At 72.1% G+C, this 14,079-nt stretch carries 13 protein-coding genes; 9 read left to right on the forward strand and 4 right to left on the reverse strand.

Annotated elements, in window-relative coordinates:
* Nucleotides 1-35 precede the first annotated feature (35 nt).
* Nucleotides 36-758, forward strand: coding sequence for a class I SAM-dependent methyltransferase (locus ACZ67T_RS02505; RefSeq protein WP_469981124.1), 723 nt, complete (start codon nt 36-38; stop codon nt 756-758).
* Here the strand turns inward: ACZ67T_RS02505 and ACZ67T_RS02510 are convergent.
* The 3 genes from ACZ67T_RS02510 to ACZ67T_RS02520 form a co-directional block, all read right to left on the reverse strand.
* Complete coding sequence (locus tag ACZ67T_RS02510; RefSeq protein ID WP_469981125.1) at nt 726-1,127, reverse strand: hypothetical protein; 402 nt, start codon at nt 1,125-1,127, stop codon at nt 726-728. The genes ACZ67T_RS02505 and ACZ67T_RS02510 overlap by 33 nt on opposite strands.
* Before the next feature lie 54 nt (nt 1,128-1,181).
* The gene (locus ACZ67T_RS02515; protein WP_266675336.1) at nt 1,182-1,448 is read right to left on the reverse strand and encodes a GlsB/YeaQ/YmgE family stress response membrane protein; all 267 of its coding nucleotides are present in this window, start codon (nt 1,446-1,448) and stop codon (nt 1,182-1,184) included.
* Nucleotides 1,449-1,632: 184 nt separating this feature from the next.
* On the reverse strand, nt 1,633-3,159 hold the full coding sequence (locus tag ACZ67T_RS02520) for an LCP family protein (RefSeq protein WP_469981126.1): 1,527 nt from the start codon (nt 3,157-3,159) through the stop codon (nt 1,633-1,635).
* A gap of 114 nt (nt 3,160-3,273) precedes the next feature.
* Here ACZ67T_RS02520 and tatA point away from each other — a divergent pair, with 114 nt between their 5' ends.
* From tatA to ACZ67T_RS02555, 7 genes are all read left to right on the forward strand, one after another.
* A complete protein-coding gene (gene tatA, locus ACZ67T_RS02525; RefSeq protein WP_389544611.1) occupies nt 3,274-3,462 on the forward strand; it encodes a Sec-independent protein translocase subunit TatA in 189 nt (62 codons plus the stop codon).
* 113 nt (nt 3,463-3,575) lie between these two features.
* Nucleotides 3,576-4,409: a M55 family metallopeptidase gene (locus tag ACZ67T_RS02530; protein ID WP_469981127.1), complete on the forward strand. Its 834-nt coding sequence runs from the start codon at nt 3,576-3,578 to the stop codon at nt 4,407-4,409.
* Nucleotides 4,402-5,736, forward strand: coding sequence for a M20/M25/M40 family metallo-hydrolase (locus ACZ67T_RS02535; RefSeq protein WP_469981128.1), 1,335 nt, complete (start codon nt 4,402-4,404; stop codon nt 5,734-5,736). Before ACZ67T_RS02530 ends, ACZ67T_RS02535 begins: the two co-directional genes overlap by 8 nt.
* 86 nt (nt 5,737-5,822) lie before the next feature.
* A complete protein-coding gene (locus tag ACZ67T_RS02540; protein ID WP_469981372.1) occupies nt 5,823-7,820 on the forward strand; it encodes a dipeptidyl-peptidase 5 in 1,998 nt (665 codons plus the stop codon).
* Nucleotides 7,817-8,755 carry a S66 peptidase family protein gene (locus ACZ67T_RS02545; RefSeq protein ID WP_469981129.1) on the forward strand — a complete coding sequence of 313 codons (939 nt, stop codon included), beginning with the start codon at nt 7,817-7,819 and terminating at the stop codon, nt 8,753-8,755. Before ACZ67T_RS02540 ends, ACZ67T_RS02545 begins: the two co-directional genes overlap by 4 nt.
* A 135-nt stretch (nt 8,756-8,890) precedes the next feature.
* Complete coding sequence (locus tag ACZ67T_RS02550; protein WP_469981130.1) at nt 8,891-10,687, forward strand: CocE/NonD family hydrolase; 1,797 nt, start codon at nt 8,891-8,893, stop codon at nt 10,685-10,687.
* Nucleotides 10,688-11,043: 356 nt separating this feature from the next.
* Nucleotides 11,044-11,610, forward strand: a complete 567-nt coding sequence (locus tag ACZ67T_RS02555; protein WP_469981131.1) for a GNAT family N-acetyltransferase — start codon at nt 11,044-11,046, stop codon at nt 11,608-11,610.
* On the opposite strand, the gene ACZ67T_RS02560 is transcribed toward ACZ67T_RS02555, so the two are convergent.
* A complete protein-coding gene (locus tag ACZ67T_RS02560; protein WP_469981132.1) occupies nt 11,579-11,932 on the reverse strand; it encodes a DUF6204 family protein in 354 nt (117 codons plus the stop codon). The two genes, ACZ67T_RS02555 and ACZ67T_RS02560, sit on opposite strands and share 32 nt — an antisense overlap.
* A 145-nt stretch (nt 11,933-12,077) precedes the next feature.
* On the opposite strand from ACZ67T_RS02560, the gene ACZ67T_RS02565 reads away from it, so the two are divergent.
* Nucleotides 12,078-14,072: a DUF5107 domain-containing protein gene (locus tag ACZ67T_RS02565; protein ID WP_469981133.1), complete on the forward strand. Its 1,995-nt coding sequence runs from the start codon at nt 12,078-12,080 to the stop codon at nt 14,070-14,072.
* Nucleotides 14,073-14,079: the final 7 nt, after the last annotated feature.

The raw sequence follows: 14,079 nt of genomic DNA on the forward strand, positions 1-14,079 counted from the left end.
GATCTTGCCGTGCCACCGCACCCCGGGAGTTGCAGATGAGCGTGACGAGTCGGTACAAGGACGCCTGGGAGAGCTTCTGGCGCGAGGCTCCCGGTGAACCCGGCGGGGTCTTCTGGGACGCCGAGCCCGCCCTCACCGCGAAGATCCATCTCGCCCTGTTCGAGCCGCACTTGACGGAGGGCCTGCCCGTCGTGGACCTCGGCTGCGGGAACGGCACCCAGACGCTCTTCCTAGCCGACCGTTACCCGGGCGTCGTCGGCGCCGACCTCTCCGACGCCGCCCTCGGCCACGCCCGGCACGCCGACCCCGCGGGCCGGGCCGACTTCCGGCAGCTCGACGCCACCGAGCAGACCGAGGCCCACCAGCTGCACTCCGAACTCGGCGACGCGAACGTGTACATGCGGGGCGTGCTCCACCAGTGCGAGTCCGCCGACCGCCAGGCCCTGGTCGACGGCATCGCGGCGCTCGTCGGCGAACGCGGCCGGGCCTTCGTCGTGGAGCTGGCCGAGGCCGCCCGGCCCGTCCTGATGTCCCTCGTGCAGAGCCCCACGGGCCCGCCCGCGAAGCTGGCACCGGTCTTCGCGCACGGCATCGCACCCGGCGAGGTGTCCGACGCGGCGGTCCCCGACTACGTGCGTACCGCGGGCCTCGACGTGCTCGCGAGCGGCGAACTCCCGCTCACGACCACGGAGCACACACCGGACGGCACCCGCATCGAGCTCCCGTCACGCTGGCTCGTCGTGGGGCGGGCACACTAGCCGCCGCAGGCCGAGGCGGCGCAGGGCGCCCCCGAAGGGGCCCAGGAGATGCGGGCAGAGCGGCCGGCCGTGCCGGAGCGGGACGCCCTCGTGCGCGGTCACCGCGAGGAAGAAGCCGCGCCCGGGGCGGGTCTGGAGGGTGGTGTTCCAGCGGTAGCCGTGGCCCTGGGTCAGCGCGACCCGCACCGCCCGCCGGCCGAGCCCCTCCTGCCGGCGTGACTCCAGGATCCAGATGCCGAGGAGCCGGCCCGTGCGGCACGGCGCGCACAGCCGGAAGCGGACCTGGCCGACGAGCGTGCCGCCCGCGTCGTGGAGCAGCACCTCACCGGCGCCGTGCGCCGAACGGGGAGGGACGCTCGTCAGGCGCACCGGCCCGGACGGTGACGTCGGCGGGCCGGAGCCCATGGGGGATCGACCGGCCCGTCAGTCGCGCGAGTTGCCGAAGAGCAGGCGATAGCCGATGAGCAGCACGAGCGAGCCGCCGATGGCCGCGATCCAGGTGGTCCCGTCGAAGAACTGGTTCTCGATCGGGCGGTCCAGGAACCGCGACGAGATCCAGCCGCCGACGAACGCGCCCGCGACGCCGATGAGGGTCGTGCCTATGAGGCCGCCCGGGTCGCGGCCGGGGAGCAGGACCTTGGCGATGACTCCGGCGACGAGGCCGAGGATGATCCAGCTGATGATGCCCACGTGTGCGTCGTTCCCCTCGGTGGTGTGTGGTGCCTTGTGCTTGTGCTTTTGGCTGTGCTTCCGCTGTGCTTCGACTGTGCGTTGCGAATTTGCGCAAGTGTCCAGACAGAGGTGAAGACGCTGAACGGTACCGGTCGGTTGCATCGGTCGCATCGGTTCGGTCGCAGCGCTCAGCCGTGGCGCGTCATCCGTAGGACAGGTTCGAGCACAGGCTGTCGTCGGCGGAGCGGGCCTCGTCGGAGACGTCGGACGGTATGCCGGTGGGTTCCGGCGACGCCGTCGCGGCGGTCGACGGATGGTCCGCGTAGTCCTGTCCGAGAATCGCCCTGATGCCCGCGGTCGAGGTCTCTTCGAGGCGGGCGCCCGGGAACCGCTGGGCGAGCGTGCCCGCTCGCGCCCTCTCGCCGGGGCCGTACCGGATGAGTGTGGTCGCCTGGTCCCGGGTGTTCGCGGTCGCCGTGCCCGTGACGGTGAACCCGTCGTCCTCAAGGGCGCGCGCGGCTTGGGCGGCCAGTCCCATGACGGTCGTTCCGTTGTAGACCGTGACGCGGATGCCGTCGCCCGGATCCGGTGCGGCGGAGGGCGCGGGGGAGGCGCTCGACCGGGCGCCCTTCTTGCCGCTGGCGTCCTTCCCGTCGAGTGTCCGGTCCTCCCTGAGCGATGCCCACAGCGCGTCGGCGTCCGGCTCGACGACCGCGACGCGGCTTCCCTCGTAGCGCCAGGGGATCGTGACGAACTTGGTGTTGTGCAGGTCGATGTTCTTGAGGGACATCGCGAAGGAGAGGAGCTTGTCGGCGGAGCCGAGGCCGGGGTCGACGGTCATCGACCGCGTGGCCGCCTTCGCGAGCGGCAGGAGCTTCGTGGGTGTCAGGCCGTTGCTCTTGATCTCCTTGATCAGGCTGCCGACGAAGGCCTGCTGCCGCTTGATGCGGCCGATGTCGGAGCCGTCGCCGATGCCGTGCCGCAGGCGGACGTAGTCGAGGGCCTTCTGCCCGGAGACGCGCTGCTCGCCGCGCGGGAACAGGAGCTTGCCGGGGGTCGTGCGGTGGGGGTTGAGGTCGCGCTGGTAGATGGGCTGCGGGAGGCACACCTTCACGCCGCCGACGACATCGGTCAGGGCGGCGAAGCCCTTGAAGTCCACGACCACGGTGTGGTCGACGCGCAGGCCCGTCAGCTTCTCCACCGTGTTCTGTGTGCACGCGGGGTTCCCGCCGGCGGTCTCGCCGGTCGAGTACGCCGCGTTGAACATCGTGTCGGGCCGCGTGCCGGTCCAGCTGCCGTCGGGCAGTTTGCAGGGCGGGATCGTGACGAGGGTGTCGCGGGGGACGGACACCGCCACGGCGTTGCGATGGTCGGCGTAGACGTGCAGCAGGAACGCCGTGTCCGAGCGGCCGATGTCGCCCTTGTCGCCCCCGCCGAGTGCCTCGTTGCCCCCGGTGCGCGCGTCGGAGCCGATGACGAGGACGTTCTCCCCCTTCGACGCGTCGGCGTCGGGGCGGTCGCCGGAGATGCCGTCCGAGCTGAACGTGTTGATGTCGCCGCCGAGTTTCAGGTACACCCACCCCACCCCGCCCGTCAGGAGGACGAGCAGGGACAGGGCTATCGCGAGCGTGAAGCGCACGCGGCTGCGCCTCGGTCGCGCCGCGCGCGCGGCGGACTTGGCGCCGCCGCCTCGGCGCGCAGGTGCCAACTGCTCACGGGTGCCTGCCATGGGGTGCGCCCTCACTCGGATCCGGGGTTGTACAGTTGCGCAATGTAGCAAGCTTCATGGTGGGTGCCGTCCGTGGTGCCCACCTCATCCGAAGAGACGAAGGGTGGGGCGAAAATGTTCCGCAACGGTCTGGAGCCCTGGCACCTGCTCATTGTGGCGATCGTGGTCATCGTTCTGTTCGGTTCGAAGAAACTGCCCGACACGGCGCGCGCGCTCGGCAAGTCGCTCCGGATCCTCAAGAGTGAGACGCAGGCGATGAAGACGGACGAGGTCGAGGAGCGCCGGGACCCGGCCGCGTCCTGACGCCGGCGCGTCCGCCGACCGGAGGGGGTGTTCGCCGCCTTTCGGTGGACTGGAGCTCTGGCTCTCCGGGTGGCTCTGGCCTGCGCGTTCCCCGACGCGTACCGTGATGCGCCATGAAGATCCTCATCAGCGCCGACATGGAGGGCGCCACCGGTGTGACCTGGCCGGGCGACGTGCTGCCCGGCACCCCGCAGTGGGAACGCTGCCGGTCCATGTTCACCTCGGACGTCAACGCCGCCGTGCTCGGCTTCTTCGACGGGGGCGCCGACGAGGTGCTCATCAACGAGGCTCACTGGTCGATGCGCAATCTGCTCCTGGAGCAGCTCGACGAACGCGCGGAGATGATCACGGGCCGCCACAAGACGCTCTCCATGGTCGAGGGCGTCCAGCACGGCGACGTCGACGGCATCGCGTTCATCGGCTACCACACGGGCGCCGGAACGGAGGGCGTCCTCGCCCACACGTACCTCGCCAACTCCATCACCGGCGTCTGGGTCAACGGCGTACGGGCGAGCGAGGGCCTGCTGAACGCGCACGTCGTCGCCGAGTACGGCGTCCCCGTCGTCCTCGTCACCGGCGACGACCTCACCTGCGACGACGCGCTCGGCTACGCGCCCGAGGCCCGCAAGGTGGCGGTCAAGGACTATGTGTCCCGGTATGCGGCTGTCTGCCGTACGCCGAAGCGGACCGCCGCCGACATCAGGGCCGCGGCGAAGGAGGCGGCGGCGCTCGCCGTGCGCCACGAGCCCGTCCAGGGCGACCCGTTCACCATCGACCTCGAGTTCGACGCCGAGCATCTGTCGATGGCCGCGACGGTGGTGCCCGGCGTCCGGCGCACGGGTGAGCGCAGGATCTCCTACACGAACGACACCATGTACGACGGCATCCGCACCTTCAAGGCGGTCACCACGATCGTCTCGGCCGCGGTGGAGGAACAGTATGGCTGACCAGGCATTTCAGGTGGACGAGCAGGCGCTCGACGAGGTCGTGACCTTTACGTCCGAGCTCATCCGCATCGACACCACCAACCGCGGGGGCGGCGACTGCCAGGAGCGCCCGGCCGCCGAGTACGCGGCCGCGAAGCTCGCCGAAGCCGGCCTTGAGCCCACCCTCCTCGAACGCACGAAGGGGCGCACGAACGTCGTCGCGCGCATCGCCGGCACGGACCCGTCGGCCGACGCGATGCTCGTCCACGGCCACCTCGACGTCGTCCCCGCGGAGGCCGCCGACTGGAGCGTGCACCCGTTCTCCGGAGAGATCCGCGACGGGGTCGTGTGGGGCCGGGGCGCGGTCGACATGAAGAACATGGACGCGATGATCCTCGCCGTCGTCCGGCAGTGGGCCCGCGCCGGGGTGCGCCCGCGCCGGGACATCGTCGTCGCCTTCACCGCGGACGAGGAGGCGAGCGCCGAGGACGGCTCCGGCTTCCTCGCCGACCAGCACGCCGGTCTCTTCGAGGGCTGCACCGAGGGCATCAGCGAATCGGGCGCCTTCACCTTCCACGACGGCTACGGCAAGCAGATCTACCCGATCGCGGCGGGCGAACGCGGCACGGGCTGGCTCCGGCTCACCGCCCACGGCAAGGCGGGCCACGGCTCGAAGGTGAACCACGCGAACGCCGTCACCAGGCTCGCCGCCGCCGTCGCACGGATCGGCGCGCACGAGTGGCCGGTGCGGCTCACCCCGACCGTGGCCGCCGCGCTCACCGAGCTCGCCGCCCTGTACGGCATCGACGCCGGCGTGGACTCCCCGCACTTCTCGGCCGACGGACTTCTGGCCAAGCTCGGCCCGGCCGCGGCGCTCGTCGCGCCGACCGTCCGCAACAGCGCCAACCCGACGATGCTGTCCGCCGGATACAAGATCAACGTGATCCCCGGCGAGGCGAGCGCCCACATCGACGGCCGGTATCTGCCAGGCGGCGAGGACGAGTTCCGCGAGACCCTCGACCGGCTCACCGGACCCGATGTGGACTGGGAGTTCGAGCACCGCGAGGTCGCGCTCCAGGCGCCGGTCGACTCGCCGACGTTCGCGGGGATGCGCGCGGCCGTCGAGGAGTTCGCGCCCGAGGGGCACGTCGTGCCGTACTGCATGTCGGGCGGCACCGACGCCAAGCAGTTCTCGCGGCTCGGCATCACGGGCTACGGCTTCGCGCCGCTGAAGCTCCCCGAGGGCTTCGACTACCAGGCGCTCTTCCACGGCGTGGACGAGCGGGTCCCGGTGGAGGCGCTGCACTTCGGCGTACGCGTGCTCGACCGCTTCCTGCGGTCCGCGTAGGCGCCGTCGGGCGGGTTTCGGCATCGGTTGGGGAGACGGTCTAGGAAATGGCGTCACACGTGGAGAACATGGGGGCCTCTGAAGTCATGGGGGGCGTGGAAAAGTTGGTGCTGATCCAGAATTACGGATCGTGGCCGTCGCCGATCACGGCCGCGCTCGCCGCCGCGCACGACGGCAAGCCGGAGTACGTCGGCTTCGTCGGCGACGAGGCGTGGTGGACCGAGCCCCGCCCCGGCGAGGGCGGCCGGCGGGCCCTGGTCAGGCGGCGCGCCGACGGCTCGGAGCACACCGTGCTGCCCGCGCCGTGGAACGTGCGCAGCCGCGTCATCGAGTACGGGGGCCAGCCGTGGGCCGGCGCCGGGCGCCCCGACGGCCCGCTTGTGGTGTTTGTCGACTTCACCGACCAGCGGCTCTACGCCTACGAGCCCGATGCCCCCGGCGCCATACCCCGCCCGCTCACCCCCGTCTCCGCGGTGGGGGACGGGCTGCGCTGGGCCGATCCGCAGATCCACCTCGACCGGGGCGAAGTGTGGTGCGTCCTGGAGGAGTTCACCGGTGACGGGCCGACCGACGTGCGCCGCGTCGCCGCCGCCGTGCCGCTCGACGGCAGCGCGGCCGAGGACCGTGCCGCGGTGCGGGAGCTCTCCGAGGAGCGCCACCGGTTCGTCACCGGACCCCGCCTCTCGCCCGACGGCCGCCGGGCCGCCTGGCTGGCCTGGGACCACCCGCGCATGCCGTGGGACGGCACGGAGCTGGTCGTCGCGGACCTGGCCGAGGACGGCACGTTCAGCGGGGCGAGGACGGCGTTCGGCGGGCCGGAAGAGTCCGTCGCACAGGTGGAGTGGGCTGCGGACGGCGCCCTCGTCTACTCCAGCGACCGCAGCGGCTGGTGGAACCTCTACCGCGTCGGCCCGGACGGCGAACCGCGGGCCCTGTGCCCGCGCGAGGAGGAGTTCGGCGGGCCGCTCTGGAAGATCGGACACCGCTGGTTCGCCCCGCTGGAGAGCGGCCTGATCGCCGTCGTGCACGGTGTCGGCGCCACCGCCCTCGGCGTGCTCGACCCGGCGACCGGCGAGGTCGTGGACACGGCCGGACCCTGGACCGAGTGGAGCCCGGCCCTCGCCGCGCACGGCACCCGCGTCGTCGGCATCGCCGCCAGCCCGCGCACCGGCCACGAGGTCGTGGAGCTCGACACGTGCACGGGCCGGGCGCGCGTCGTCGGCGCCGCGCACACCGACGCCGTCGACCCCGCGTACTGCCCGGAGCCGCAGATCCGCACCTTCGCGGGCCCCGACGGCAGGGACATCCACGCCCACATCTATCCGCCGCACAGCCCCACCCACGCGGCGCCCGACGACGAACTCCCGCCCTACGTCGTGTGGGCCCACGGCGGCCCCACCGGGCACTCGCCCCTCGTGCTCGACCTGGAGATCGCCTACTTCACCTCGCGCGGCATCGGCGTCGCCGAGGTCAACTACGGCGGCTCCACCGGCTACGGCCGTGAGTACCGCAACCGCCTGCGCGAACAGTGGGGCGTCGTCGACGTCGAGGACTGCGCCGCCGTGGCGCTCGCGCTCGCCGCCGAGGGCACCGCCGACCGCGACCGCCTCGCGATCCGTGGCGGCAGTGCCGGAGGCTGGACCACGGCCGCGTCCCTGACCGGCACCGACGTCTACGCCTGCGGCACGATCCTGTACCCCATCCTCGACCTCACGGCCTGGGGCTCCGGCGAGACCCACGACTTCGAGTCCCAGTACCTGGAGTCGCTCGTCGGGCCGCTCGCCGAGGTGCCCGCGCGCTACGTGGAGCGCTCGCCGGTCGAGCACGCGGAGCGGCTCACCGCGCCGTTCCTGCTGCTCCAGGGACTCGACGACGTGATCTGCCCGCCCGCGCAGTGCGAGCGCTTCCTCGCCCGCCTGGAGGGGCGCCGCGTCCCGCACGCGTACATCGCCTTCGAGGGCGAGAGCCACGGGTTCCGGCGCGCGGACACCATGATCCGGGTCCTGGAGTCGGAACTCTCCCTGTACGCCCAGGTGTTCGGCCTGCATACGACCGGGATCCCCACGCTGGAGCTGTCCAAGTGACGTCACCGACACCGCTGACCCGACCCGCACGCCTCGCCCCCGGAGCGCGCGTCGCCGTCGTCGCGCCCAGCGGACCCGTGCCCGAGGACCGGCTGGAGGCAGGTCTCGACATCCTGCGCGGCTGGGACCTCGAGCCCGTCGTCGAGCCCCAAGTCCGCTCTGTCCATGGACAGTTCGACTACCTGGCGGGCGGTGACGCCGAGCGCGCCGCGGGTCTCCAGCGGGCCTGGTGCGACCCGTCCGTCGACGCCGTCCTGTGCGCGCGGGGCGGCTACGGCGCACAGCGCATGGTCGACCTGCTCGACTGGGGCGCGATGCGGGCGGCCGGGCCCAAGGTGTTCGTCGGGTACAGCGACATCACGGTGCTGCACGAGGCGTTCGCCGCGCGGCTCGGTCTCGCGACCCTGCACGGGCCGATGGTCGCGGCGGCCGACTTCCTCAAGAGCGCCCGCGCGCAGGACCACTTGAAGGCCACGCTCTTCGCGCCGGAGACCGTACAGGCCATCACGTCGGTGGACGGCGGACGGCCGCTCGTGGGCGGTACCGCGCGCGGCGTCACGCTCGGCGGCTGCCTCTGTCTGCTCGCCGCCGACCTGGGCAACCCGCACGCCCGGCCGTCGGCCGCGGGCGGGCTGCTGTGCCTGGAGGACACCGGCGAGGAGACGTACCGCATCGACCGCTACCTCACCCAACTCCTGCGCGCCGGCTGGCTGGACGGGGTGTCGGGGATCCTGCTCGGGTCCTGGGCGCAGTGCGACGCGTACGACGGGCTGCGCGCGCTGCTCGCCGACCGGCTCGGCGGTCTCGGCGTACCGATCGTCGAGGAGTTCGGCTTCGGGCACTGCGAGGGGGCGCTGACGATCCCCTTCGGCATTCCGGGTGAACTGGACGTGGACGCGGGGACGTTGACCCTGGATGTGCCCGCGCTGGCCTGAATCGTTCGGTTACTGAATCTTCGTCAAGAAACACACGTCACGGTGATTGACCCGCGTATGACACGTGTCACAGCATGACCACGCCCGGACTTACCGGTCGGTAGCCGGTGGGTCTTCCTCAGCGTGGAGGTAGCCGTGTCCCGTGCCGTGCCCCGATCCCGACCGCGATCTCCGCTGGCGGCGGCCCTCGCCCTCGGCCTGGTCGCCGCGCCCCTCGCGCTCGCAGCGCCTGCGAGCGCGACGCCGCAGACGGGCGAATACACCGTCACCGCACTGAAGTTCACCGTCCGGGCCGGCGGCCGCAGCTGTGTCGTCGATGCCGACCTCTACCGGCCGGCCGGCGTCGACGTCACCCGCACCGCACCCGCCGTCCTCGCCACCAACGGCTTCGGCGGCAGCAAGTCCGACGGCTCGACCGACGCCATCGGCAAGGCCTTCGCCGCGCGCGGCTACGTCGGACTCGTGTACTCCGGACTCGGCTTCGGCAAGTCGGGGTGCCTCGTCTCGCTCGACGACCCCCGCATCGACGGCGCCGCGGCCTCCGGGCTGGTCGACTTCCTCGCCGGGACCCGCGCGGCCGACGACGGCACGAAGGCCGACTACGTCACCAAGGACGGCAAGGGCGACCCCCGCGTCGGCATGATCGGCGGCTCGTACGGCGGCGCGATCCAGCTGGCCACCGCGGCGGTCGACCACCGCGTGGACGCGCTCGTCCCGATGATCACCTGGAACGACCTGGCGTACTCCCTCGACCCGAACAACGCCGCCGACCGCTCCGTTCCCGGCTCCTTCAAGTGGCAGTGGACCAACGGCTTCTACCTGATCGGTGAGGGCCAGCCCCTCCTCGAACCGTCCCTCGACCCGTCCCGGATCAACCAGCTCACCTGCCTGCACTTCGTCACCGACGCCTGCGAGACGATCCGCACCCTGAACTCCGGCCGCTACCCGTCCGACAAGGCGGGACCGATGCTCGACTACGCGCGCAGCGTCTCCCCGGTCTCGTACCTGAAGCAGGTCAAGGCGCCGACGCTGCTCGTGCAGGGCCAGTCCGACAGCCTCTTCAACCTGAACGAGGCGCAGGCCACGTACGGGACCCTCGAGGCGCAGGGCACGACCACCAAGATGATCTGGCAGTCCTGGGGTCACAGCGGAGGCCTCACGGATCCGGCGAGCGGTGAACTCAACATCGGGCAGGGCAACCTGGAGACCTCCTACGTCGGCAAGCGGATCCTCGCCTGGTTCGACCGCTATCTCCAGCACAAGAAGGACGTCGACACCGGCCCCGCGTTCGCCTACTACCGCGACTGGATCACGGACCCGGACCGGACCTACGCCACCGCGCAGAGCGTTCCGGCCCTCAGCCGGAAGCTGTATCTGTCCGGTGACGGCAAGCTCGTCGACAACCGGGCGAAGGTCGCGCGGGGCAGCCGCGAGTACGCGAACTGGCTGATTCCCACCAGCCACTCCGAGTCCTCCCTCGCCGGCCTGATCGGCCTGCCCGACCCCGCCCCGCGCGACACCGCGGGCACCTACCTGGGCTGGACCAGCGAGCCGCTGACCCGCACGACCGACGTGGTGGGCGCCCCGAAGGCCACCCTCAAGGTGGTCTCGCCGAAGACCGAGCGCGTCCAGAACTCGGACGACGCCGCCGACAAACTCGTCCTCTTCGCGAAGCTGTACGACATCGCGCCGGACGGCAGCAAGACACTCGTCCACCGACTGGTCGCACCGGTCCGTGTGCCGGACGTGACCCGCTCCTTCACGGTGTCGCTCCCCGGCATCGTCCACCGCTACGAGACGGGGCACCGCCTCCAGTTCGTCATCGCGGCGAGCGACGACGCGTACGGCGGCAACAAGGGCATCAAGCCCGTCACCGTCACCAGCGCGCCCGAGGACACCGGCGTCCTGGAGCTGCCGGTCGTCGGACAGTAGGGCGACCTGGGGGCCGGGCCGTCACCCGTACGGCGGCGCGCCCGCCCCGAAGGGACACCCCGCCGTGCGCGAACCCCGCCCGGCTGCCCATGCTGGGCGGGGGGAGGCACGCGTCGCTCCGACGGAAGGGTCCACGGATGAGTCCCAGGGGCACGGCGAGCCGCGACAGGGGCGGCGTGCGTCACCGGCACCTTCACCCGGCAGGTCAGGATCCGCCCGCGGATCCCCGAAGCGTCCATGCCGTTCGATCCGGCGCTCGGCGCCGTCATCGGGGCGATCTGCGGCGGCCACCCCAGCAGCAGGCGCAAGGGACACGTACCCGCTGCCGTCCCACGGCCGCGGCGTAGGCTGGCCGGATGTCTGCCACCAGCCGCCGCTACCTCGACGAAGGCCCCCACGTGGGCATACGCCCCTTCACGCTCGCGGACGGAGAGGAATTCACCGCGCGGGCGCGGGAGAGCGCGGACCTGCACCGCCCCTGGCTCTTCCCGCCCACCGCCGCCGACACCTACGCCGCCTACGCGGGCGCACTCATCGACGATCCGACCCGTTGCGGATTCCTGGTGTGCGAGCGGACGGACGACGGGGGCGGTGGCGGCATCGCCGGCTTCATCAACATCAACAACATCGTCCGCGGCGGCTTCCGCTGCGGCGCCCTCGGCTACGGCGCGTTCGCGCACGCGGCGGGCCGCGGCCTCATGAGCGAGGGCCTCGGCCTCGTCGTCCGGTACGCCTTCGGCCCCCTCGCACTGCACCGCCTGGAGATCAACGTGCAGCCCGGCAACGAGGCGTCCATCGCGCTCGCCCGCCGCGCGGGGTTCCGCCTCGAGGGCTACTCGCCCGACTTCATCTTCGTGGACGGCGCCTGGCGCGACCACGAGCGCTGGGCGCTCACGGCCGAGATGCCCGGTGCTTCCGGTTGACCTTCATCGTGTCCATGTCCGTCGCCGATGACTTCAGCGCCCCGAAGCCGTACCCCTCACCGAGCGCCCTGAGTGACGCCTCGGCCCGTTCCTCGGCGAGCGCCTCCGCCAGCTCCTCGCCGTCCTCGGCATCCGACTCCACGACGAACCGGTACGAGAAGTGCTTCAGTACCCGGTCGTACGTGAGCGATCCCTGAGGCGTGAACTTCATCGACGCGAGCCCGTGCTCGTCGACCTCGGCGAGCAGCCGCTCGCGTGCGCCGTCCGCCAGACCGTCCCATGTGCCGCGGACGATGACCCGATAGGTGTGCTGCGTTCCCATCCGCGGAGAGTAACCCGGCGGGCCGAAATGCGCCTTTGCTTAATTCTGACCCGGAGAACCCCTGGTCAGCTCGGGGGCGAGCCTGTTCCATGGTCGTCGGGGCACACCGCGTGCGGACGGCGGGCCCATGAACCAGGAGGCGGACTTGACGGACTCGCAGGCCGAGCGGACGACCCTTCGGCGCGACGTACTGACCCTGCCCGGCGTGGCGGTGGGCGCCCCCGACCCGCTGCCGCCGCTGCGGCACCTCGACGAACTCCACGAACTCGACGAGCGCTCCAAGCAGGGCATGCCCCGCGACATGGCCCGCCAGATCGGCTACGAGAAACTGCGCAGCGTCCTGCCGGAGCGGATCAAGAACGGCTACGGGCGCGAGCGCGCCCCGTTCACCCTCGACACGCTCGTGATCGAGAACGACCGGCTGCGCGTCACGGTCCTGCCGGGCCTCGGTGGGCGTGTCCACTCGATGTTCCACAAGCCCACCGGACGCGAACTCCTGTACCGCAACCCGGTGTTCCAGCCCGCCGACTTCGCGCTCAACGGCGCCTGGTTCTCCGGCGGCATCGAGTGGAACATCGGCGCGACCGGGCACACCACCCTGTCCTGCGCGCCCCTGCACGCCGCCCGCGTCACCGCGCCCGACGGCGGCGACATGCTGCGGCTTTGGGAGTGGGAGCGCCTGCGCGACCTGCCGTTCCAGGTGGACCTGTGGCTGCCGGCCGGATCCGACTTCCTCCACGTGGGCGTGCGGATCCGCAACCCCCACGAACGGCCCGCGCCCGTCTACTGGTGGTCGAACATCGCCGTCCCCGAGGAACACCGCGTCCTCGCCCCCGCCGACGAGGCCTGGCACTTCGGCTACGAGCGCAGCCTGCGCCGCGTCCCCGTCCCCGAGCACGACGGCGTGGACCGCACGTACCCCCTCAGCGGCGAGTACCCGGCCGACTACTTCTACGAGATCCCCGACGGGCAGCGCCGCTGGATCGCCGCACTCGACGACGACGGGCACGGGCTCGTACAGACCTCGACCGACACGCTGCGCGGCCGCAAGCTGTTCCTGTGGGGCCACGGCGAGGGCGGGCGGCGCTGGCAGGAGTGGCTGACCGAGCCGGGCACGGGCGGCTACGCCGAGATACAGGCGGGCCTCGCCCGCACCCAGCTGGAGCACGTACGCCTGGACGCCGAGGGCGAGTTCGCGTGGCTGGAGTCGTACGGGCCGCTGTCCGCGGCGCCCGACGCCGTGCACTCCACCGAGGACTGGGCGGTCGCGCGCGGCGAGGTCGAGGACTGCCTCGAAGCCGCGCTGCCGAGGGCGGATGTCGATGCCGCCTACGCGGCCTGGCGCCCGCACGCCGACGCGGAACCGGAGGAGCCGCTCGCGGAGGGCTCCGGGTGGGGCGCCCTCGAAGTGCTGCGCGGCGGCTTCAAGCTGCCGGGCACCCCCTTCGCCGAGTCGACCCTCGGCCCGGCGCAGGCACCCTGGCTCGATCTCCTGCGCACCGGTTCCATCCCCGAGCCGCGGCGCGTCGGACCGCCCGGACCCACCCTCGTCGCGCCGCACTGGCGGGACATGCTGGAAACGGCGCCCGCACAGCCGCTCACCGAGTACCACCTCGGCGTCGCCCAATGGCATGCGGGCGACCTGGCCCAGGCCGTACGCAGCTGGGAGCGCGGCCTCGAACTCGCCCCGTCCCTCTGGCCGTTGCTGCGCTGTCTGGCCGTCGCCGACCAGGAGGCGGGCCATCGCGAACGCGCGGCCGACCGCTACGCCGATGCCTTCGACGACCTGTGCCAGGAGCGGCGCGACGACGGAGAGGCCTGGACGGTGGCCACCGCGGCTCTGGGCCGCGAGGCCATCGACGTGCTGCTCGCGGCCCGTCGTCCCGGGGCGGCCCGCGCCGTCTGGGACCGGCTGCACGCCACGACCCGCGCCCGCGGCCGCTTCCGGCTCGTGGAGGCCCGGCTCCTGCTCGCCGAGGGCGACAGGGAGGCGGCACGGGCCGTGTTCGACGAGGGCTTCGAGGTCGCCGACCTGCGCGAGGGCTCGGAGGTCATGGCCGAGCTGTGGGCACACCTCGCCGCACCGGGCGAACGGCTGCCCGCCCAGTACGACTTCAGCATGCGGCCCGGGGAGGCCTGACCCGGCG

Source organism: Streptomyces sp. NPDC107517, assembly GCF_055582645.1.